At 71.0% G+C, this 21654-nt stretch carries 20 protein-coding genes; 5 read left to right on the top strand and 15 right to left on the bottom strand.

The window, feature by feature from the left end; translation table 11 throughout:
* Positions 1 to 3: 3 nt before the first annotated feature.
* The 7 genes from AB0C20_RS10000 to AB0C20_RS09970 form a co-directional block, all read right to left on the bottom strand.
* Positions 4 to 1731 (bottom strand): serine/threonine-protein kinase, encoded by a 1728-nt coding sequence (locus AB0C20_RS10000; RefSeq protein WP_357567735.1) that lies wholly within the window; start codon positions 1729 to 1731, stop codon positions 4 to 6.
* A gap of 71 nt (positions 1732 to 1802) precedes the next feature.
* A complete protein-coding gene (locus AB0C20_RS09995) occupies positions 1803 to 3365 on the bottom strand; it encodes a fused MFS/spermidine synthase (RefSeq protein WP_357190214.1) in 1563 nt (520 codons plus the stop codon).
* A gap of 36 nt (positions 3366 to 3401) precedes the next feature.
* Positions 3402 to 4418, bottom strand: coding sequence for a hypothetical protein (locus AB0C20_RS09990; RefSeq protein ID WP_357190216.1), 1017 nt, complete (start codon positions 4416 to 4418; stop codon positions 3402 to 3404).
* 180 nt (positions 4419 to 4598) lie between these two features.
* On the bottom strand, positions 4599 to 5408 hold the full coding sequence (locus tag AB0C20_RS09985) for an inositol monophosphatase (RefSeq protein ID WP_357190218.1): 810 nt from the start codon (positions 5406 to 5408) through the stop codon (positions 4599 to 4601).
* A complete protein-coding gene (locus tag AB0C20_RS09980) occupies positions 5401 to 5853 on the bottom strand; it encodes a response regulator (RefSeq protein WP_030491688.1) in 453 nt (150 codons plus the stop codon). The genes AB0C20_RS09985 and AB0C20_RS09980 overlap by 8 nt, the downstream gene beginning before the upstream one ends.
* Positions 5850 to 7583 carry an ATP-binding protein gene (locus AB0C20_RS09975; protein ID WP_357567734.1) on the bottom strand — a complete coding sequence of 578 codons (1734 nt, stop codon included), beginning with the start codon at positions 7581 to 7583 and terminating at the stop codon, positions 5850 to 5852. The genes AB0C20_RS09980 and AB0C20_RS09975 overlap by 4 nt, the downstream gene beginning before the upstream one ends.
* The gene (locus AB0C20_RS09970; RefSeq protein ID WP_328652055.1) at positions 7580 to 8779 is read right to left on the bottom strand and encodes a fused response regulator/phosphatase; all 1200 of its coding nucleotides are present in this window, start codon (positions 8777 to 8779) and stop codon (positions 7580 to 7582) included. The genes AB0C20_RS09975 and AB0C20_RS09970 overlap by 4 nt, the downstream gene beginning before the upstream one ends.
* 338 nt (positions 8780 to 9117) lie before the next feature.
* Here AB0C20_RS09970 and AB0C20_RS09965 point away from each other — a divergent pair, with 338 nt between their 5' ends.
* Entirely contained in the window at positions 9118 to 11490 is a 2373-nt protein-coding gene (locus AB0C20_RS09965; RefSeq protein ID WP_357567736.1) for a M28 family peptidase, read from the top strand.
* A gap of 88 nt (positions 11491 to 11578) precedes the next feature.
* On the opposite strand, the gene AB0C20_RS09960 is transcribed toward AB0C20_RS09965, so the two are convergent.
* The 3 genes from AB0C20_RS09960 to AB0C20_RS09950 all read right to left on the bottom strand — a co-directional run bounded on the left by AB0C20_RS09960 (position 11579) and on the right by AB0C20_RS09950 (position 13230).
* Positions 11579 to 11743, bottom strand: a complete 165-nt coding sequence (locus tag AB0C20_RS09960) for a hypothetical protein (RefSeq protein WP_357190223.1) — start codon at positions 11741 to 11743, stop codon at positions 11579 to 11581.
* 272 nt (positions 11744 to 12015) lie between these two features.
* Positions 12016 to 12669 (bottom strand): SMI1/KNR4 family protein, encoded by a 654-nt coding sequence (locus AB0C20_RS09955; protein WP_357567733.1) that lies wholly within the window; start codon positions 12667 to 12669, stop codon positions 12016 to 12018.
* Between the two features lie 63 nt (positions 12670 to 12732).
* Positions 12733 to 13230, bottom strand: coding sequence for an NUDIX domain-containing protein (locus AB0C20_RS09950; RefSeq protein ID WP_357190227.1), 498 nt, complete (start codon positions 13228 to 13230; stop codon positions 12733 to 12735).
* Between the two features lie 188 nt (positions 13231 to 13418).
* On the opposite strand from AB0C20_RS09950, the gene AB0C20_RS09945 reads away from it, so the two are divergent.
* Complete coding sequence (locus AB0C20_RS09945; protein WP_357567732.1) at positions 13419 to 14021, top strand: DinB family protein; 603 nt, start codon at positions 13419 to 13421, stop codon at positions 14019 to 14021.
* Positions 14022 to 14336: 315 nt separating this feature from the next.
* On the opposite strand, the gene AB0C20_RS09940 is transcribed toward AB0C20_RS09945, so the two are convergent.
* From AB0C20_RS09940 to AB0C20_RS09930, 3 genes are all read right to left on the bottom strand, one after another.
* Complete coding sequence (locus AB0C20_RS09940; protein ID WP_007465523.1) at positions 14337 to 14591, bottom strand: Smr/MutS family protein; 255 nt, start codon at positions 14589 to 14591, stop codon at positions 14337 to 14339.
* Positions 14592 to 14712: 121 nt separating this feature from the next.
* A complete protein-coding gene (locus AB0C20_RS09935; protein ID WP_355005736.1) occupies positions 14713 to 15081 on the bottom strand; it encodes a tetratricopeptide repeat protein in 369 nt (122 codons plus the stop codon).
* A 120-nt stretch (positions 15082 to 15201) separates the two neighbouring features.
* Entirely contained in the window at positions 15202 to 15972 is a 771-nt protein-coding gene (locus AB0C20_RS09930; RefSeq protein ID WP_357567731.1) for an ROK family protein, read from the bottom strand.
* Positions 15973 to 16034: 62 nt separating this feature from the next.
* Between AB0C20_RS09930 and AB0C20_RS09925 the strand changes: the two genes are divergently transcribed.
* The 3 genes from AB0C20_RS09925 (at position 16035) to AB0C20_RS09915 (ending at position 19006) form a co-directional block, all read left to right on the top strand.
* Positions 16035 to 17672 carry an ABC-F family ATP-binding cassette domain-containing protein gene (locus AB0C20_RS09925; protein WP_357190232.1) on the top strand — a complete coding sequence of 546 codons (1638 nt, stop codon included), beginning with the start codon at positions 16035 to 16037 and terminating at the stop codon, positions 17670 to 17672.
* 38 nt (positions 17673 to 17710) lie between these two features.
* Positions 17711 to 18019, top strand: a complete 309-nt coding sequence (locus AB0C20_RS09920; protein ID WP_124822832.1) for a hypothetical protein — start codon at positions 17711 to 17713, stop codon at positions 18017 to 18019.
* 261 nt (positions 18020 to 18280) lie between these two features.
* Positions 18281 to 19006 carry a methyltransferase domain-containing protein gene (locus tag AB0C20_RS09915; RefSeq protein WP_357567730.1) on the top strand — a complete coding sequence of 242 codons (726 nt, stop codon included), beginning with the start codon at positions 18281 to 18283 and terminating at the stop codon, positions 19004 to 19006.
* On the opposite strand, the gene AB0C20_RS09910 is transcribed toward AB0C20_RS09915, so the two are convergent.
* Entirely contained in the window at positions 19003 to 20010 is a 1008-nt protein-coding gene (locus AB0C20_RS09910) for a LacI family DNA-binding transcriptional regulator (RefSeq protein WP_357190236.1), read from the bottom strand. The genes AB0C20_RS09915 and AB0C20_RS09910 overlap by 4 nt on opposite strands.
* Positions 20011 to 20047: 37 nt before the next feature.
* Complete coding sequence (locus AB0C20_RS09905) at positions 20048 to 21529, bottom strand: amino acid permease (protein ID WP_357190238.1); 1482 nt, start codon at positions 21527 to 21529, stop codon at positions 20048 to 20050.
* Positions 21530 to 21654: the final 125 nt, after the last annotated feature.

Here is a 21654-nt window from a genome sequence, read left to right as displayed (position 1 = left end):
GGTCTACCGGTACAACGCCTCGTCGACCTCCACCACCAAGTTCCCGCAGTCGTTCGACGGGCAGTTCTTCGCCACCGAGTTCGGCCGGGGCTGGACGGCGGCCTTCGCGGCCTTCGCGGGCTTCGCCGGGGCCTTCGCGGGCTTCGGCGGCTTCGCCTTGGACGCGCCACCGCCCGAACCGGAACCGCTGCGCACCTTCGGCGCCTTGGGCGGAGCCTTCGTCGTGGCGGCCTTGCTCGGCGGTGCCGTGGACGGCGCGCTGCCGGCGACGCCGGAAACGCGAACCCCGCAGGTCGCCTCGCCGAGCCGGAACTCCACAGGCAACGGGTTCGCCCCGCTGTACTTACCCGTGAGGGTCACCTTCTCGGCCGCACCCGGGGCCAGCGTGGTGCGCTGGGCCGCCGGTCGGATCAGCACAGTGCTCCCCTGCTGGTGCACCGGCGCGGGCTCCGCCTTCGTCACCTTCTGCTGCCCGGGGAAGGTGAAGCTCATCGCCCAGTCCCGCAGCTCACGGCCACCGGTGTTGGTCAACGTCAGCTCGGCGGCGAACTCCGTGCCGGAGTCGGTGCGCAACGCGTACGCCACCTCGCAGGGCGCCGCGGCCGGCAGACCCATCCGAGCCTCGGTCGTCGGCCGGTCCCCGCCGCTGGCCGGGCTGCGCGAGGTGAACCCCCACATCGCCCCGGTGACAGCGATCAGCCCGACGGCGGCCACTCCGGCCTCCACCCGCCGACGCCGGGTCACCCGCTGCCGCGTCCGACGGTCCCGGTTGCGGGTCCGCGACAGCGGCAACGCGTCGGTCGCCGCCGACCAGGGCAGGATCGTGGTACGCGCACTGCCGAGCATGGCCGCGTCCAACGGCCCGGCGGCCGGGGAGACCGGCACCGCCGCGAGCATGCCGGCAGCCTCGGCGAGCGTCCGGGTCAGCTCGGCTGTGGCCGGCCGGTCGGCGGGCTGCTTGGCCAGGCAGCGTCCGACCAGGTCGGCCACCCCGTCGGGCAACCCCGGGACGGTGGGCATCGGCTCCGGGTCGCTGTACATGTGGGCGCGCAGCATCTGGGTGGTAGTGCTGGCCTGCCACGGCAGTCGGCCGGTGAGCATCCGGTAGAGCAGCAGCCCGACGGCGTACACGTCGGTGGCCGGGGAGACCTGGCCGTTGTCCAGCCGCTCCGGGGCGAGGTACGCGGGAGTGCCCAACAACGCGCCGTCCGGCCCCTTCTCGCTCTCCCCGACCAGCGCGGAGATGCCGAAGTCGACCACCTTGACCCCGGTCGAGGTGAGCATGACGTTGCCCGGGGTGACGTCGCGGTGCACCACCCCGCGAGCGTGCGCGGTGGCCAGCGCGGAGCTGACCTCGGCACCGATGGTCACCGCCTCCCGCCACGGCAGTTGGCTCTCCCGACCCAACCGGCTGGCCAGCGAAGCGCCGTCGACCAGCTCCATCACCACGTACGGCACTGTGAGACCGACCTGCTCGGACTCGCCGTAGTCGTACACGTTGGTGATGTTGGGGTGGCAGAGCCGCGCGGCGGCCTGCGCCTCGACCCTGATGCGGTGGCGGAACGCCCGGTCGCTGGCCAGCCGGGAGGCCAACACCTTCACCGCGACCTGACGGCCGAGCACCTCGTCGTAGCCACGCCAGACCACCGACATGCCGCCCGCGCCGAGCTGCTCGATCAGCCGGTACCGCTCATCGAGCAGCTGCGCGCTGTTTCGGTCCCCACCACCCATGGTGAGCGATGTTGCCCAGGAACGGCCCGCCTACACCTGGAGTATCGGAATCGGTCAGGATTGTCACCCGATCAGGCGGTCGCCAACAGTTGGTCCACCGGGGCGTAGTCGTCGGTCAACACCATCGCCTGACCGACGAAGTCCGTCAGCGCCGCACCGGACAGCAGGCTGACCTTCGGGTCCACCTCGGCCAGCCGGGCCCGGACGGCTTCCAGCGGCAACGGCGCGTCGGAGCCAACGATGAGGAAGTTGGAGCCCTGCTCCTGGGCGAGCGCTTCCGGCGGTGCGATCAACGCGACGTGCCCGAACTCGGCGGCCACCGTTGCCAACTCGGCGCGGATGAACCGCAGCGGCGGGTAGTCGATGACGTTCTGCACGTACACGCCGCCGGGGCGGGTCACCCGCCGGACGTCGGCGGCCATCTCCCGGGTGGCCAGGTGCCAGGGCACCACCAGGTGCCCGAACGCGTCGCCGACCACCAGGTCACGGCTGTCGGTCGGCTCGCCGGCGACCAGCATCCGGGCGTCACCCACCACCGCCCGCAGCTCCGGCCCCGACCGTACGCCCAGCTCCTGCTCGCCCAACTCGACCAGCCCGCCGTCGATCTCGAACACCAGGTTGTCGGTGCCCGGTCGGGTCGCTGTCAGGTAGCGCGGCACCGTGAACCCACCGCCGCCCAGGTGCAGCGCGTCCAGGCGCTGACCGGCCGGCGCGGCGACGTCGCCGACCGCGCCGATCCACTTCGTGTACGCGTACTCCAGGTGTTTCGGGTCGGCGAGGTCCACGTACGAGTGCTGGGCGGAGTTGAGCAGCAGCGTCCGCCCGCTGGGCCGGGCGGGGTCCGCGGTGACCCGGGCGCAGTGGTACGCCGTCTCGATGTCGCACGGGTTGGGCGCCACGGTGGTCAGCCCCGCCCCGGCCAGGCCGAGCACTGCCAGCGCGGCCCGGGCCCGGGCCGGACCGGGCAGCTCGGTGGGCTCCTGCCGGCGCAGGTACCAGCCGAGGCCGATGCCGACCAGCCCGAGTGCGAGCGCCAGGGCCAGCAGGATGACGGTGCTGCGCAGCGCGGCGACCAGCACGAACCCGGTCAGCAGGGTTGCGGTGATGCCGCCGAGGGTGCCGATCCCGGAGAGTCGACCGACCACCTGGCCGGTGCGGCGCAGGTCGGCGAGCTGAAGTTTCACTACCAGCGGGGTGACGGCGGCCAGCAGCGCGGCCGGCACGAACACCGCCAACGCGACAAGCAGCAGGATGCCGCTGGCCGCACCACCGCGCAGCACCTCACCGGCGTACCTGACGACGGGCAGGGTGACAGCTGTGGCGATGCCGGCCAGCACCAACGCCGGCGCCAGCAGGCCCCGCGGGTTGCGTCGGTCGGCCAGCCAGCCGCCGGACCACGCCCCGTAGGCGATAGCGGCCAGCGCGATGCCGATCACCGAGCTGGTCACCTGAAGGGTCACCCCGACGTACGGGCCGACCAGGCGCAGTGCGACGGTCTCCAGCACCAGCACGGCGCCGCTGGAGAAGAAGACCAGGAAGGCGGCTAGGCCGTTGGGCAGAGCCCGGCCGGTGATCGGCACGGGCGGGGCCGGGGGTGCCGGCAGGGCCGCTACGTCGGGCGGTGGGGAGCTCATCGTCGCGATGGTACGCAGCGAAGCTGGTGCAACGGGTCAGTACATCGAGAGATGAACATGGTTCGTGTGGGACGCCGCCGGAGAGCCGCTTCCACTGTACGAGCGCCAACCGGTGCCGGGATGCCAAATCTGCCGGTACCAGATCACGTAGAGCACGCCCAGCCGGTCGGCGTTGCGCACGTGCCAGGCCGCCAGGCTGTCCCCGTACGACTTGTCGCCGCCTGTCGCGTTCTTGTCCTCGAAGCCGTTCGTGGCGGCCGAGAAGTCGCAGGCCCGGCCCTTCGGATGCTCGCCGCCGCCACCGCTGCGCTTGCAGGAGACGTGCCGCTTGTAGCCGGCCGCCTGGGTCTGCTTGAGCGCGTTGAGGGTGCGCGGAGTGATGCACCCGGAGGTGGTCGGGTCCTTCACCGAGCAGGATTCCGACGGCCAGGACCCGTCGGAGTTGCGCGGCGCCGGCTTCGCCGAGGTGGAGCTGCCACCGCTGAAACCGTTGCTGCCGCCGGAGCTGACCTCGGCGAGCGCCGCCTCGGCTTCTTTCTTCTTCTTCGCCATCACGGCGAGTTGCTTCTGCTGCTCGCGGACCTCGGCGTCGATGGCGACCTTGGCCTGTTGCGCCTGCTGCCGAGCTTCGGTGAGGTCACGCAGCCGCTTGCTGTCCCGCTGGGCCATCAGGTCGAGGTCGCCAGCGCGTTGCAGGAACGCCTCCGGCGTGGCGGTGTTGAGCAGCATCGAGACCGCGCTCAGCCGACCCACCCGATACGACTGGGCGGCCACCTCGCCCACCTGGCTGCTGAGCCCGACCAGCCGACCCTCCAGCGTCGTCAGCTCGCCGGTCAGCGCCGTCTGGCGACGCTTGGAGTTGTCCAGCTTGGCCTTGGCCTCGATGTGGCCCTTGGCGGTCAACTCCAGCGCGTCCTGCAACTTCTTGCTGCCGCCCTCGCCAGGCTCCGCGTACGCGGGCACTGCGGCACCGCCGAGCACCAGCGCGACGGCGGCGAGCACTGCGAACAGAGCGCGGCGACCGAGCCGCGGGCTGAGCCTGGTCCTGGGCACGAAAGCGTCCTTCCGTCGACCGCCGGCCCCCGATGAACACTGCACGGCGGCGCCGGTCGGCGGCCTGCTGGCGGAGACCGCCGGTCACGATACCGGATCGTGGGCCGGTGACCAGCCCGCTGACCCTCTGGCTGTCTCGATGTCGACGGAGCGTCGCACAGTGGTCGCGCAGCGCGCGGATCAGGTGCTGAGGAGCGCGTCGCGCACCTCGGCCCAGACCTGCTCGTTGGCGGCGACGAGCAGACCGCGACCGTCGTCGGCGGGGTGGTAGTCGACGCCGTCGAACCGGCGGGCGACACCCCCGGCGGCACGGACCAGCACGGTGCCCGGGGCGTGGTCCCAGGGCAGGGTGCGCCAGAAGAGAACGAACTGCTGCTCGCCGGTGAGGATGTCCAGGTACTCCCGACCGGCGCAGTGTTGGCCGGGCAGCAGTTCACCGAGGCGTCGACCGCCGGCGCGGACCCGGTCGCGGGTCTCCGGCGGCAGGAACTTGGTCATCGCCGCGCCGCGCAGCTCGCCGAGCGGCGGCACCGGGCTGGTCCCGTCCACCGGTCGACCGTTGAGCAGTGTGCCCTCGTCGGCCGAGCCAACGGCGAGAGTGTCGGCGAGCGGGTCGAGGATCCAGCCGGCGGTCGGCCGCCCGTTGCTCAGCAGCGACACCATCAGGGCGAACGGCCGGCGACCGGCGGCGAAGTTGGCGGTCCCGTCGACCGGGTCGACCAGCCAGACGTCACCACTGTCGCGGAGGTGCCGCAGCAACCCCGGATCGTCGGCGACACCCTCCTCGCCGACCACCATCGAGCCCGGCCGCAGCCGGCGCAGCCCCGCCGAGAGCAGCTCCTCGGCCCGGCGGTCGGCGACGGTGACCACCTCGCCGGGTGCCTTCTCCGACACGTCATCGTCGTCGAGCTTGCGAAACAACGGCAGCACGACCTGGTCGGCGGCCTCCCAGAGCAGGCCACCGACGTCGTCCAGCAGGGTGTCAGCCACGCGGCGGCAGCTTGACCACGCTGACGAAGAACTCGTCGATCTGACGGACCACCGAGATGAAGCGTTCGAAGTCCACAGGCTTGGTCACGTAGGCGTTGGCATGCAGCTGGTAGCTGCGCAGAATGTCCTCGTCGGCCTGTGAGGTGGTGAGCACCACCACCGGGATCCGGCGCAGGTCCTGGTCCTTCTTGATCTCTTCCAGCACCTCCCGGCCGTCGCGCCGGGGCAGGTTGAGGTCGAGCAGGATCAGGTCGGGCGCCACCGCGTCGGCGTACTGGCCCTCCCGGCGCAGGTAGGCGAGCGCCTCGGCCCCGTCGGAGACGACGGTCAGCCGGTTACGCAGCTTGTGTTCCTCGAACGCCTCCTGGGTCATCAGCACGTCACCCGGGTCGTCCTCGACGAGCAGGACCTCGATCGGGCTCTTGCCATCCGCCGGCGCGGTCATCTCACCGTCTCCCTCATGTCACCCGTTCTACCGCTTTCCAGCGTTCCGTCGGCCCGGTCCGGCTGGTCCGGCCCGTCGGCCTGCTCCGTCGACGCTGCCGGAGCCTCGGTCGTGGGCGTGGTGTCGCCCATGGTCGGGGCGTTCGGCTCCCCCGCGGAATCGGCGGCGGCAGCCGCCGCGACGTCCTCGGGGAGTGCCGGCAGGGTGAACCGGATCGCGGTGCCCTCCGGCACGTCGGTGTCCACCCAGACGCGGCCGCCGTGGTACTCGACGATCTTCTTGACGATCGCCAACCCGATGCCGGTGCCCGGGTACGCGTCCTTCGAGTGCAACCGCTGGAAGATCACAAAGATCTTGTCGGCGAACTCCGGCTCGATCCCGATGCCGTTGTCCTGGCAGGTGATCTCCCACTCGGCGCCCACCAACCGGGCCGAGACGTGCACCTTCGACGGCACATCCGGGCGGCGGAACTTGATCGAGTTGCTGACCAGGTTGGCCAGCAGGTTGGTCAGCAGCGGTTCCTCACCCGAGATCACCGGCAGCTCGCTCCAGGTCAACTCGGCGTCCGCGTACTGCCGGGCGGCCTCGGTCTGGCCGGCCACGTCGCCCATCACCTTGTTGAGGTCGACCTCGACGAAGCCGGTGGTGAGCCGCCCGATCCGGGAGAACGCGAGCAGGTCGTTGATCAGGCGCTGCATCCGTTGCGCGCCGTCCACAGCGAAGGCGATGTACTGGTCGGCCCGCTCGTCGAGCTGCCCGGCGTAACGGCGCTGGAGCAGCTGACAGAAGCTGGCGACCTTACGCAGCGGCTCCTGCAGGTCGTGCGAGGCCACGTACGCGAACTGCTCCAGGTCACGGTTGGACCGGGTCAGCTCCTCGGCCTGCTTCTGGAGCTGACTGTTCACCCACTCGATCCGCTCGCGGGCGGCCCGGACCTCGGCCAGGTCGGCGGCGATCTTCTGCCGCATCGCGTCCACGTCCTCACCGAGCCGGATGAACTCCGGCGGACCGACGGTGGCGATGCGGTGCTGGTAGTCGCCCTCGGCGACCTCTCGGACCTGGGTGGCCAGGCCGGTCAGTGGCCGGACCACCATCCGGTCCAGCGAGAGCAGCAGCACCGCACCGGCCACGACCACGACCAAGGCGGCCACGATCAGCAGGACGACAAGCACGTTGCTGCTGGTACGCACGTTGGTGGCTGTCTGCTCGCGGGCGGCCAGGACCTCCTCCTGGAGGTCGTTCACCGCCGAGCGCACCTCGTCGAACTGTTGCCGGGCCGCTTCGGTGACCAACGCCTGGCCGGCGGTGGTGCCGCTCTGTTCGGTGGTGGCGATGACCGGCTCCGCGACCGACTGTCGCCACTGCGTGACACGCTCCTCGACGGTCCGCAGCTCCTGGCTGATCTCCGGATAGTCGTCGAGCAGCGTCCGCATCGAGGCGGTGACGCTCCGCTCCTGGGCGAGCCCCTCACGGTAGGGGTTCAGGTCGTCCTGGTCGCCGCTGACCGCGTACCCGCGGATCGCCGTCTCCTGGTCGAGCAGCGCGTTGAGCAGCTCCTGCGACTGCACCCGCAACGGGCCGGTCTCGTTGAGCACCGCGTCGATCTGGGTGCGGTTGCGGGCGGCCATCGCCGCTTCCGCGCTGGCCAGCCCGATCAACAGAAAGCCCACGACGGTAAGCAGGGTGATGACCCGGCGGCGCAGACTCCAGCCGCCGATGACCGGCTTCACCGGCCACCGCCCCGGCTGACCAGCAGCATGGCCACGTCGTCGGCGAGCGGGCCACCGTTGAGCCGCTCGGCTCGCCCGACCAGCCACGCGGGCAGCTCGGGCAGCGACACCGAACGGTTGGCCGGCTCGTCCAGCAAGCCACTGAGGCCGGGCACGTCGAGCCGTTCGTTGCCGGCGCCCACCCGCCCCTCGATCAGGCCGTCGGTGTACATCAACAGGGACCAGTCATCGGTGTCGAACTCCAGGTCGTAGGCGATCGGCCGGCGAGGTCGTACGCCCAGCAGCAGGCCGCCGGGCGCGGGCACCGGGGCGACCCGGCCGCCGGAGAGCAGCAGCGGTGGCGGGTGCCCGGCCAGTCGAACGGTGGCCCGGTTGGCGTCCAGGTCCAGTCTGACGGTGGCCACCGTCGCGAAGATCTCCTGGAGGCGGCGCTCACTCATGAGCACCTGCTCCAGGGCGGGCAGCACCTCGTCGTCCGGCACCCGGGCAAGCACCAGGGCGCGCCAGGCCACCCGCAGCTCGACCCCGAGCGCTGCCTCGTCCACCCCGTGCCCACAGACGTCGCCGACGATCAGGTCGAGGCGGTCCGGGTGGGTCTGCACCACGTCGAAGAAGTCTCCGCCGATCAACGCGGCGTGCCGGCCCGGCCGGTAGAAGGTGTGCACAGCGACCTGGTCGGTCGTCATCAGCGGTTGGGGCAGCAGGCCGCGTTCGAGTCGGGCCGACTCGGCCTGGCGCAGCTCGACCTCGCGCAGCCGGCGGGCGTTCTCGTCGGCGCGCTTTCGCTCCACGGCGTAGCGCAGCGCCCGGGTCAGCAGCACCCCGTCGACCTGACCCTTGACCAGGTAGTCCTGGGCACCCTCGGCGACCGCCACGACGCCCAGGTGCTCGTCGGTGCGGCCGGTCAGCACGCAGACCGCGGCGCCGCTGGACATCTCCAACACCTGGCGCAGCCCGTCCAGCCCCTGCGCGTCGGGCAGGCCCAGGTCGAGCAGGACGCAGTCGACGTCGTTGATCCGCTGCCGCGCCTCGCGGAGGCTGGTGGCGACCAGCAGGTCGATCATCGAGTTCGTCTCGGCGAGCAGCTCACCGACCAGGAAGGCGTCGCCCTCGTCGTCCTCCACCAGCAGCACCCGCAACCGCTCACCCGGCGGCAGGTTGGCGTGCCGCGCCAGGCCACCATGCGGGTACGGCACAACTGGGGAACCGGCCAAGCCGGCCCCCCGGTGCGGCCGGGTCACCGCCGCGAGACGCGGGAGTTCGCTGGTGATGTTGGGCTCCTTTCGAGTGCCCTGCTGATCCTGTATTAGACAACGGTCGCACACAACACGATGCCTGCGGCGCGGGCGGGGATGGGGCGCATCACTGCTCGGCCGGGGACAAACCGGGCGGCTGATGGATGCCTGACGTACCGGCCATCCCATCCGCAGCCCCCGACCGGCAGGATGATCCCACCCCAGGCCCCACCACCCCCCGAGGAGTTCCCGTGGGCGCACCCACCACCCCGGCCACGACGGGCACGCCGCCCCGTCCGATTCCGGGCGTACCCCCTGCCAGCCGCGCGCTGACCCGGCCGCGTCGGCGGCTCGTGGCCGCCGCGGCGGCGCTGGTCGCGCTGGCCGCGGTCGGCGCCGGCAGTCTGCTCGATCTGCGCACCCCGGCCCCGAAGTCGGTCGACGCGCCAACTGGCGAGTTCAGCGCCGGCCGCGCGTACGAGGACGTCCAGGTGATCGCCGCCCGGCCGCACGTCGCCGGCAGCCCGGCCAACGAACAGGTCCGCGCGCACCTGGAGCAGCAGTTACGGGGGCTGGGTCTGGAGACCGAGGTGCAGGACACTGTGGCGCCGGAGGCCGGTCAGCTCAGCGGGGCGGCGGGCGGGGCGACAGTGGCCCGGGTCCGCAACGTGGTGGCCCGGCTGCCCGGCACCGACTCGACGGGTCGCCTCTTCCTGGTCTCCCACTACGACTCGGTCCAGACCGGGCCGGGCGGCAACGACGACGCGGCCGGCACGTCGACCATCTTGGAGGTGGCCCGCGCGCTGACCACCGGCCCCCGGCCACGAAACGACATCGTCTTCGTGCTGACCGACGCCGAGGAGGCGTGTCTCTGCGGCGCGGCCGCGTTCGCCGCCAGCCACCCGCTGGCCGCCGACGGTGGTGTGGTGCTCAACCTGGAGGCGCGGGGCTCCACCGGGCCGGTGATCATGTTCGAGACGTCCCGGAACAACGCGAAGCTGGTGGACATCTTCGGCCGGGCCGCCCCGCACCCGGTCGGCACCTCGTTCGCTGTGGAGATCTACCGCGCGTTGCCCAACGACACCGATTTCACCGCCTTCCTCGATCAGAAGTTCGTCGGGCTGAACTCGGCGTACATCGACGGGGGCGCGATCTACCACACGCCGTTGGACACCCCGGCCTCCATGGACCGCGGCAGCCTCCAGCAGCACGGGGACAACGCGTTGGGCCTGGCCCGGGAGTTCGGTGGCACCGACCTGACCGACCTGCGCTCCGGGTACGACGCCACCTACTTCCCCGTCCCCGGCGGGCTGGTCCGCTACCCGGGCTGGCTCACACTGCCGCTGGCCCTGCTCGCGGTGGCACTGGTCGCCGGACTGGCCTGGCTGACCCGCCGGAGCGGCCGGGCCAGCACCGGCCGGCTGGCCGCCGGCTTCGCGCTGGCCCTGGTGCCGATCGTCGCCGCGCCGGTCGCCGCCCAACTGTTCTGGCTGGCGATCACCACGATCCGACCGGGGTACGCGGAGCTGCTCGACCCGTACCGGCCGATCTGGTACCGGCTGGCCGTCCTGGCGCTCGCCACCGCCATCCTGTTCGCCTGGTACGCGCTGACCCGCCGCCGGATCGGCCCGGCCGCGCTCGCCGTCGGCGGGCTGGCCTGGCTGGCAGTGCTCGGGGTGCTGCTCGCCGTGGCGGTGCCGGGCGGGGCGTACCTCACCACTGTGCCGGCGCTGGCCGGCGCCCTCGGCGGGCTGGTCGCGCTGCGTACCCGACAGACCGGACCGTGGCCGGTGGTGGCGGTGACGGCCGCCGCGGCAGTGGGTGTGGTCATCCTGCTGCCCACAGTGGTGCTGCTATTCCCCGCGCTGGGGATGGCAATGGGCGGGGTGGCCGCGCTTGTCGCGGTGTTGCTCGGCCTGGTCGCCCTGCCGGTGGTCGACCTGCTGCACCCGCAGGCCGGCGGCCAGCGTGGTCTGCTCGCGCTGCGGGCCCGGCGCCTCGCGGTGCTGCCGGCCGGCGCCGCCGCGGTGGCGGCGATGGTGCTCGCCGGGGTCGGCCTGGCCGTCGACCGCTTCGACGCCGCCCACCCCGCGCCGACCCACCTGATGTACGCCATGGACGCCGGCACTGGCCAGGCCCGCTGGTTGAGTGACGAGACCGACCCACAGCCGTGGACGGACGGCTACGTGGACAAGGTGACCAGCGTCGAGGACGACTTCCCCGGGCTCGGCGGCGACGCGCTACGGACCGGGCCGGCGCAGGCGGCGGACCTGCCGGCGCCGAAGCTGGAGGTGCTCGCCGACAACGCCGTCCGCGACGAGCGCACGCTGCGGTTGCGACTCACTCCGCAGCGGGCGGTCCGGGTCGCCACCCTGCACGTCGAGACGGTCACCGCCACGGTGCTGCGGGCCGAGGTGGCAGGCCGCGTGGTGCCCGTGCAGCAGGGTGGCCGCCGGTGGGGCTTCGGACTGGTCTTCCATGCTCCGCCGCCGGAAGGTGTCGAGATCACGCTCACGCTCCAGCGTTCCGCAGGACCGGTGCCGATTCGGGTCATGGACGCCAGTGACGGGCTGGACGCGCTGCCCGGATTCCGCCCCCGACCGCCGGCCGTCGGCGTCGTCGGGTCGCACACCTCCGAGATGCTGGCGGTCGCTCGCACCTATCCCATCTGATGGACGGCCGGGTGGTCCGGCGGAGCGATTCATCCGCCGGACCACCGCCTTTCCTCTCGACCGGAAATGCCACCTGGCGTCGAATCCGTCAGCCCACCGGTTCGGGTTGGCCGGCCCCGATCCGGTGCCAGCGGTTGCCGTCGTGATCGGTGAAGGTGAGGTCCACCAGAACGGTGTCCGCCGGGCGTAGCCGATGCTCCGCCGCGACGGTGACGAAGAGGTCGTGCACGTCACGGCCGGGAATCCGACGCACCTGCTCCTCGACCTTCCCCGCCTACCGCATCGTGCAGGCGCAGTGGGCCGTAACGGCGGATACTCCGGCGATGACCCTGCCACCGCCGCAGCTAGCCGACTGCTAGCCAAGAACAGACGTGGCGTCCAGCCCGCGCCGATCTTGCAGTTTCTGTCGCCGAAAAGCGTGGAATGCTCTTTAAGTCGGGACAGAAAGTGCAAGATCGCGGCATTGGGGGGACCCGGGCGACCAATGCCCGAGGGAGCAGTCGATCCGCACTGATTAGTGCCGGTTCAGTCGTCGAAGCGTCTTTCCCAGATCGGTGCCTGAGTGTCGTAGCTGCGCACCAGTCCTCCACGGGCCGCCAGCGTCTGCTCCGCAGCCCTTAGCCAGTCGAGGTAGAAGTCAGTGAAGGTCACGTGCATGCCGTCCTGGTGGCGCAGAGGCACGATCACGTCGCTCGAGGCGCGCCGATCGAACCAGATGTTGCCGCGTTCGGTGCCGGAGACGACAAGCAGCGTGTAGAAGCCGCATCCGTTGTCGCTGAGATATACCACCCCAGTGGTCTGTGCCCGCTCAAGGTCGTTGCTGCGCCGGTTCCACGCTGCCCAGCCGGCCTCGTCTGAGAGCTGCGGCTTCATAGCTTCGAGCTCGTCCCACTGACCTTCGTGCGAGTCCTGGTCGGGAAACGGCGTCGTCAGAGCCCCATGGTCCGTCTCCTGGTCGTCCTCCCATGCCCAGCAGCCGGAGCTGCGCGATAACCGGCGGAGGTTTACCGGCCCGATCCCGCCGGAGTCGACATGCAGCAGGAACTCCCGGTATCCGCCGGGCAAGGTGACACCGAACTGCTGCTCCGCGTCGGTGAGTTCGCTGTCGGTCAGAGGAGCCGGCGGGCGATGACCGGGCAAGAGGCGGGAACCGGATCGGTCCGTCAGGGCACTACGCACCCGAAGTGTGCGGCTTCGTACCGCATCCCAGTCTGTCTCCACGTCCGGTCCGCTTCGCTCTGCCTACAGGCCAAGCGGGACGGGTTGGGTTGGTGCTCCGTCAGCGATCAATGCGGCCAACGGCGTGGCGAGGTCTCGGGGCGAGAACAGTTCCGGACCGCGGTGTTCGCTGATCTCCGACAGCGACCACCAACGCCAGCCGATGACGTGCTCGGCGGCGAGTTCCTCATCGCTCATCGAACCGCGCGGCGTGAACGAGGCGGTCCGAACGAGGAAGTAGTCGTTCACGATGCCATCGTGACCGGGTGCGAACCCAGCGGCGACTATCTCCTGGCGCCAGACCTGAGGCGGGTCGGCATCGAGAGCAAGGCCGACCTCTTCGCGCAGCTCTCGCCGCAGGGCGGCCAGTGGCGTCTCGCCGTCTTCGACGCCACCCCCGGGAGTGATCCACACGACGATCGTGCCTGCGGGATCGGGAATGGCGAGTCGTAGCAGCAGAACACGGTCGTCCTCATCGACGACGACCGCACGCGCCGATCGCCGCAGGTTCACCGTCGACATCAGGACACCCTACGGGTCAACGATCACCGTCGACGCCCAGCTCGACGCTGCGCCCTGATGTGGCTGTTCGGCCGTGCTCACACACAGAATCAGCGGCCGAGGCGGCACGGTAGGCACTCGCGGCCCACGGCCGGCGACGGCGTCCGCGAGGGGCGCTGCCAGGTCGCCGCTGTAGGTACCGTGCGGAAATGACAAGGAGCGAGCGAATCGCGGACCAGTTGGACCGGCACTGGCACAAGAACCTGCGGCCGCGGCTGCACGGTCTTGCCGATGAGGAGTACTTCTGGGAGCCGGTGCGTGGCTGTTGGAGCATCCGCCCACGTGGCACGTCGGCCGCACCGATGTCGGCGGGTTCCGGGAAATGGACGATGGACTTCGCGTCCCCTGACCCGGTGCCGGCGCCGGTGACCACGATTGCCTGGCGGCTGGCGCACATCATCGTCTCCTGCTTGGGCTATCGGGTCGGATGGCACTTCGGCGGCCAGGACGTCGACTCTCAGACGTTCGCCTACGCGGGGACCGCTGACGAGGCGCTGAGACAGCTCGATGAGACGTACGGGAGGTGGAACGCGGGGGTCCGTGAACTCTCCGACGCCGACCTGGAGAATCCGCCCACCGTGGGTCCCGAGCGGTTTCCCATGGAAGGCATCGTCCTGCACGTCAACAGGGAACTGATCCATCACGGCGCCGAGATTTCCCTGCTGCGCGACCTCTACCGCTGGCAGGACGAAGCCGCACCGCGATCAATGAGTCGGCAAGCGGCACCGAGCCTCGTAGCGTTCCCGGAATGAGCAGGAGCGACGAGCGTGACATGGTCCGACGCGGGTACGACGCACTCTCGTACCACTATCGATCGGACGACGCTGACGACGGCCAGTACGCTCCCTGGCTCGCCGGCTTACACCAGCGCCTACCTGCCTCAGCAGCAATCCTCGACCTCGGATGCGGCTGTGGGGGTGCCGGTCGCCCGCTCCCTCGCCAATGCTGGACACCGCGTCACAGGCGTTGACATCAGTGAGGTGCAGATTGAGCGGGCACGCCCTCTTCTGGGCACAGCGCTACAGGGCTGACCTGGTCCGAGCCGGAGGTCAAGTGCCGTGACGCTTCTACTTCCAGCGGAAGTGCACGAAGAGGCGGCCGAAGTTCTTCGAGTCCTTCTCGACCCGGTGGTAGAGCTGCTTGACGTCCTTCTGGTCGAGGAACCGCAGCACCCGCTTCTTGAGCTGGCCGGACCCCTTGCCGGGGATGATCTCGACGAGGGTGGCCTTCTTCGCCACCGCCTCGTCCATGATCCCGCGCAACGCCCGGTCGATGTCCTGGCCCTTGTTGAAGATCTCGTGCAGGTCCAGCTTGAGCTTCATGCCGCAGCCCCCGGCCGGTCAGGTCCCATGTCCGCCATCCTAGGCGCGGCCGCCGGCCCGCCAATCGGGCGACGGAAGGGGCGGCCCCGAAGGACCGCCCCTGTCATGGAACTGCGCACCGTCAGCGCCTGCCGCCCACACGGGTCTCCACCCGCTCCAGCGCGGTCCGGTAGTCGTCGTTGGCCGCGTACATCGCGGCGGCGATCCGCAGGTGCCGCAGCGCGTCGGTGTGTCGGTTGAGCCGCTCCAGCGTCCGGCCGAGCACGTGGTGCGCGTAGTGGTCGCTCGGGTCCCGTTCGACAAGCTCGCGCAGATGCTCCTCGGCCCGGTTGAGCTGGGCCGACTGGAAGTACGCCCGGGCCAGCAGTTGCCGGACCGCCGCGTTGCCGGGTTCGGCGTCGATGATCGGCTCCAGCAGTCGAGCTGCCCCGCTGGGGTCACCGGTTTCGAAGAACATGGTCGCCCGCCGGTAGTCCGCCAGAAGATCCATCTGCCACCTCCTCGGGTCGCACCGTCACCTGTTCCGACGCTGGCACAACACCGAGAGTTTGGCGACTGTTCCCGGGGTCGAGATCGGGTCAGTTCCGGCCGGCCGACGGGCACCGAAGGGTCAGGTGCGGGCGTCCCGGCGTCCGGCGGAAAGTTCCCAGGCGCGGACACCGCCGACGATTCCGGCGGTGTTGGGCACCACCACCACGTCGTCGCCCATCCGGGCCAGTTGCTCGGGCCGGATCAGTCGGGAGTTGCCCCCACCCAGGTAGAGCCGATCCCAGCGGAACACCGGGCGCAGCCCGTCCACCACCTGGCGGATCCGGCGGGACCAGAACGCGTCGCCGAGCCGCCGTCGTTCCGGCTCACCGACGTACGTGTCGTAGGTGGTGCCCCAGCGCACCGGCGCGTGCGACAACTCCAGGTGCGGTGCGAGCACACCGCCGTCGAAGAGCGCGCTGCCCAGCCCCGTCCCCAGGGTCAGCACCAGCTCGCAGCCGGTGCCGGCGACCACTCCGGCGCCGTGCACCTCGGCGTCGTTGAGCACCAGCGCCGGCACCCCGAACGCGTCGGCCAGCGCGCCGCGCGCGTCCCAGCCGGACCACTCGGCTTGCAGGTCCGGGTCGACCCGGCTGCGGGGGCCGTTGCGGGTCACGTAGTGCGGCGTGCTCACCACCACTCCGTGCCGGATCATCCCGGGTACGCCGACAGTGATCCGGTCCGCCGTTGGCAGGCGCCCGCCGAGATCCAGCAGGGTCTGGACGAACAGCGCGGGCGGCAACGGGTACGGGGTAGGCACCCGCAGCGGCCGGGCCCGCATCGTTCCCGCCTCGTCGAGCACGGACGCCTTGATGCCCCCGCCGCCACAGTCGATCGCCAGTGTGGTCACCACGTCGTTGAGTCTGCCCGCTGCCGGCCGGTCGTATGCGGGCGGCCGGATAGGCTGCCGTCCTGATGAGCGCCACGATGATCGTCAAGGACCTGGCCGCCGGGCACGGCGACCGCCCGCTCTTCGCCGGATTGGACCTGGTGGTCGCCCCCGGCGACGTGGTCGGGCTGGTCGGGCCGAACGGGGCCGGCAAGTCGACGCTGCTGCGTACCCTCGCCGGGTTGTTGCCGGTCGAGGCCGGCAGCGTGCGGCTCAGCCCGCCCACCGCGAGCGTCGGACACCTGCCGCAGGAGCCGGAACGGCGGCCGGGCGAGACGGTACGGGACTTCCTCGCACGCCGGACCGGGGTGACCGCCGCGCAGGCGGCGTTGGACGCGGCGACCGAGGCGCTGACCGCCGGGGCGGCGGGTGCCGACGACGCGTACGGCGACGCGCTGGAGCGCTGGCTCTCCCTCGGCGGCGCCGACCTGGACGAACGCGCCGAGCAGGTGAGCGCCGACCTGGGGCTCGCTGTCGACCTGGATCACCCGACGACCGGGCTCTCCGGCGGTCAGGCGGCTCGGGCCGGGCTCGCGTCGCTGCTGCTCAGCCGGTACGACGTGTTCCTGCTCGACGAGCCGACGAACGACCTGGACTTGGCGGGGTTGGAGCGGCTGGAGGAGTTCGTCACCGGCCTGCGGGCCGGCACGGTGCTGGTCAGCCACGACCGGGAGTTCCTCACCCGCACTGTGACCCGGGTCGTGGAGCTGGACCTGGCGCAGCAGCAGGTGCACCACTACGGCGGCGGCTACGCGGCCTACCTGGAGGAGCGCGAGGTGGCCCGCCGGCACGCCCGTGCGGACTTCGAGGAGTACGCCGACACCAAGGCCGGGCTGGAGGCTCGGGCCCGCACCCAGCGTGGGTGGATGGAGAAGGGCGTACGGAACGCCCGCCGCAAGGCCACCGACAACGACAAGATCGGTCGCAAGTTCCGCAGCGAGTCGAGCGAGAAGCAGGCCGCCAAGGCCAAGCAGACCGAACGGCTGATCGAACGGCTCGACGTCGTCGAGGAGCCCCGCAAGGAGTGGGAGCTGCGGATGGAGATCGCCGCCGCACCCCGCGCCGGCGCCGTCGTGGCCACGCTGCGCGGAGCCGTGGTACGCCGTGGCGGCTTCACCCTCGGCCCGGTCGACCTCCAGATCGACTGGGCGGACCGGGTCGCTGTGACCGGGGCGAACGGCTCGGGCAAGTCCACCCTGTTGGCCGCGCTGCTGGGCCGACTGCCGCTGGACGCCGGCACCGCCTCGCTCGGGCCCGGCGTGGTGGTCGGCGAGGTGGACCAGGCCCGCGGGCTGTTCCTCGGCGACGTGCCGCTGATCGACGCGTTCGAGGCGGCCGTACCCCACCTGTCGCCGGCGGACGCGCGGACCCTGCTGGCCAAGTTCGGCCTGCGGGCTGCGCACGTGCCCCGACCGGCGGCCACCCTCTCCCCCGGTGAGCGGACCCGGGCCGCGCTGGCCCTGCTCCAGGGCCGTGGGGTCAACCTGCTGGTGTTGGACGAGCCCACCAACCACCTGGACCTGCCCGCCATCGAGCAGCTCGAATCGGCGCTGGCCAGCTACCCCGGAACGCTGCTGCTGGTCACCCACGACCGGCGGATGCTGGCCGCCATCGAGACCAACAGGCGACTGCGGGTCGACGCCGGGCGGATCGCCGAGGATTGATCCGTGCCCGCGGGCCGGCGCGGGGTGAGAATGACGCCATGCTCAAGTGGGAGTACGCCCTGCTGGTCCGCCGCCGCCAGGCTGCGACAAACGACCTCGGCTGGGAGGTCGTCTTCGTCTGGTACGGGCCGGACGGCTCGATGGTCGACGTGACGCCGTACGGCGACACTTCGCTGGCCCACCTGAACCGGGCCGGCGACCAGGGCTGGGAGTTGGTCGCGATGAGCGAGGACCCGTCCCTGCCCGGCAACCACGAACTGCACCGCTACCACCTCAAGCGGCCGAAGCCCGCCGACCCGCCGCCTCGCCAGCGGATGCGCGGGGGCCGCCGCACCCTCTCCGGCTGACCCGACCGCGCCGGGCCGACTGCTGTGGCATGAGCCGAGTCGGTCGTTCGCGGCTCGCCCGTGCGCGGGCGGAGCCGATGTGTGCGTTGAGCGTGATGCCACAGAGTCATCGTGATGCCTGTGTGGCATCAGGATGACTGCGGTCCTGCCCCGAATCCTGCGACACCCCCATCGCTGGGCCACGCCCGAGTCGGCAACGAGGTGGACGAGCGGGGCATACCGGGCGCGATTGCGGGTATCGCGCGGCGGGAGGTGGCCCGAATGGTCGCTTTGGCACAGACTCCGCCCTCGGCCGACCGGCTGCGGGCGATAGACGATTTCCTCGCCCAGGCGTGGGCGGACCAGGTCCGCCACGATGATCGGTTGCGGGACCTGGCGGTCGAGGTGCGGTTCGACCGGGGGGTGGCCCATCTGAGCGGAGAGGTGGCCGAGCCCGGCCAGTTACGGCTGGCGCGGGACCTGGTGGGGCGGCTGGCGGGTGTCTACGGCATCTGGTGCCGGGTCGGCATCGGCGGGCGGGCACCGGTGGTGGTGGACCTCGGTTGTGGGCCGACCAAGCAGTGGTCGAGCAACCTGGGGCTGGACATCTATCCGGCGCCCGGCGTGGATGCCGTGGCGGACCTGTCCGGCTCGCTACCGCTCGCCGACAACTCGGTGGACGTCCTCTTCGCGGTGCACATCCTGGAGCACCTGATCGACTTCCTGCCGCTGGTCGACGAGTGTCATCGGGTGCTCCGCCCCGGTGGGGTGCTGCACGTGATGAGCCCCTGGTGGGGGCATGTGAACGCGGTGGCCGACCCTACCCACGTCCGGCTGATGGACGTGCAGACGTTCAAGGGGATCTGCCAGCTCCGGCCACCGGGCACGCCGCGCTGGTACCCGTTGCACGCGGGCTGCGACGGCGCCTCGATCTTCGCCGACCTGACGCCCCTCCCCCCGGACGCCGACCCGGCACCGCCGTCCCACCTGGCCCGCTTCTTCGACTAGCGGGTCCCTGTGGACTCGCGCAGTTCCAGGCGGTAGGGGGCGCGGAGTTCCCGGGCGGGGACTGTGGGGTCACCGTCAAGGCGGTTGGCGAGGAGTTGGACGGCCAGGCGGGCGATCTGCTCCTTGTCCGGGGCGACGGTGCTCAGGGTCGGGGTGGCGAACCTGCCGTCCTCGATGTCGTCGAAGCCGACTACCGCCACGTCCTCGGGCACCCGCAGGCCGGCCTCGTGCAGCGCGCGCAGGGCACCGAGGGCCAGCGTGTCGTTGAAGCAGAAGACGGCGTCGGGGCGTACCCCGGAGGTGAGCAGGCCCCGCATCGCGGCCGCGCCGTCGGCGCGGTGCCAGGCCGGCGCGGACGCCACCAGGGCCTGGTCGTAATCGAGGCCGGCGGCGCGCAGCGCGTCGCGATAGCCGGCCAGGCGCAGCCGGGCGCTGGCGCCCTCGTCGGTGCGCTGCGCGCCGACGGCAGCGATCCGGCGGCGACCCAGCTGGATCAGGTGGCCGGTGATCTCCCGGGCCGCTGCCACGTTGTCGATCACCACCCGATCTGCCGGGCAGTGTTCGATCCGCTCGCCCAGCAGAACCATCGGGGTGCCGTCCAGACCGGCCAGGTCCGCAGCGGTGAGCGCCGACGGACTGAGGATGAGCCCGTCGATCAGGTGGTCAGTGATACCGGAGGCGAGCACCCGTTCCTGGTCACGCCGGCCGCCGGTCTGGTCGATCAGCACCGTCCAGCCATGCTCGGCGGCTGCGGTGACCACGTGACGGGCCAGTTCGGCGAAGTACGGGATGTCCAGTTCCGGAACCGCCAGCGCGATCACGCCGGTGCGTCCCTTGCGGAGGTGACGGGCGGAGAGGTTGGGTCGGTAGTTGAGTTCGACTATCGCCTCCTCGACCCGGGCCCGGGTGTCCGGTCGCACGTGCACGTGGCCGTTCACGACGTTGGAGACGGTCTTGACGGAGACGCCGGCCCGTTCGGCCACGTCCTTGAGTCTGTGTCGCACGCCGCAACCTCCCCGAGGTGACGGGCGCACCATACCGTCAGCCACCCTCCTGCACGGCGGGCTCGTGCTGGGCCAGCCGGTTGCGGCGGTGGCCGTAGCCGAAGTAGATCACCGCGCCGAGCAGCATCCAGGCCAGGAACCGCAGCCAGGTCTCCACCGACAGGTTGAGCATCAGGTAGAAGCAGGCCAACGCCGAGACGATCGGCAGCACCGGTGAGAACGGCACCCGGAACGGCCGCTCCAGGTCGGGCCGCTTGCGGCGCAGGATCGGCACCGCCACCGACACGAGGACGAACGCGCAGAGCGCGCCGATGCTGACCAGATCGGCCAGCGCGGACAGCGGCAGGAAGCCGGCCAGCAGCGCGACCGCCACCGTCATGATCGCCGAGATCCGGTACGGGGTGCCCCAGCGCGGGTGCACCTTCGCGATCGAGGGCGGGATCAAACCGTCCCGGGCGATGGCGAAGCCGATCCGGCCCATCGCCACCAGGTCGACCAGGATGACGCTGGTCAGGCCCGCGACCGCGGCGATGGAGACCAGCACGGCGGCCCAGCCCGCGCCGACCGACTCGAAGGCCGACGCGATCGGGGCGCCCCGGTCGATCTCGGTGTACGGCACCATCCCGACCACCACCAGCGAGACGCCGATGTAGAGCACCGTGGAGATCAGCAAGGTGCCGAGCAGACCCAGGGTGAGGTCCCGCTTGGGCTTCCTCGTCTCCTCGCCCAGGTTGGCAACGGCCTCGAAGCCGGTGTACGCGAAGAAGACCACCGCGGCGGCGCTGAGCACCCCGACGAAGCCGAAGACCGACGGCTCCAGTCCGAAGAGCGCCTGCGTGACAGGCTGCTTGATGCCGTCGTCGCCGCTACCGGCGGGCTCGGCCGGCGGGATGAACGGGGTGAGGTTGGCGGCCTTGACGAAGAACAGCCCGGCCACCACCACGAAGACGCAGATGGCCACCTTGACCAGCACCAGCAGGTTGGTGATCCGGGCGGATTCCCGGATGCCGACGATCGCCACGATGCCGAGGATCAGCACGATGGCGATGGCGCCCACGTTGACGGTGCTGCCCTCCTCGCCGAACCACCGGGTCGGCAGGTCGAGCAGTTCGGCGAGGTAGCCGGACCAGCCTCGGGCCACCACCGCGGCGCCGAGCGCGAACTCCAGCAGCAGGTCCCAGCCGATGATCCAGGCGACGATCTCGCCCATCGTGGCGTACGCGTAGGTGTAGGCGCTGCCGGCGGTCGGCACGCTGGAGGCCAGCTCGGCGTAGCAGAGGGCGGCGAGCAGGGCGACCACCCCGGCGATGGCGAAGGAGATCACCACGCCCGGCCCGGCGCTGTCCCGAGCCTCGATCCCGGTGAGGGTGAAGATGCCGGTGCCGATCACGATGCCGATGCCGAAGCCGGTGAGGTCGACAGCGCCGAGCCGTCGCTTCAGCCCGAGCTGGCCGTCGCTGCCGTCCGCCTCACCTTGGGCTATCACGTCCTTGATTGGTTTTGTGCGCAGCACGGACACCCGGTCACCCCTCCCACCGTGCGACCACCTCCGTGGCGGCCGGTGATCGCCGTTGCTACCCACCGGCGCGATTGGTCAACCACGAACTCTTGCGGCGATGGCCAGATTGTGAAAATTTCCTACCA

The organism is Micromonospora sp. NPDC048843 (assembly GCF_040649965.1).
Lineage (GTDB): Bacteria > Actinomycetota > Actinomycetes > Mycobacteriales > Micromonosporaceae > Micromonospora > Micromonospora hortensis.
This window is presented reverse-complemented; position numbering and strand designations above follow the sequence as displayed.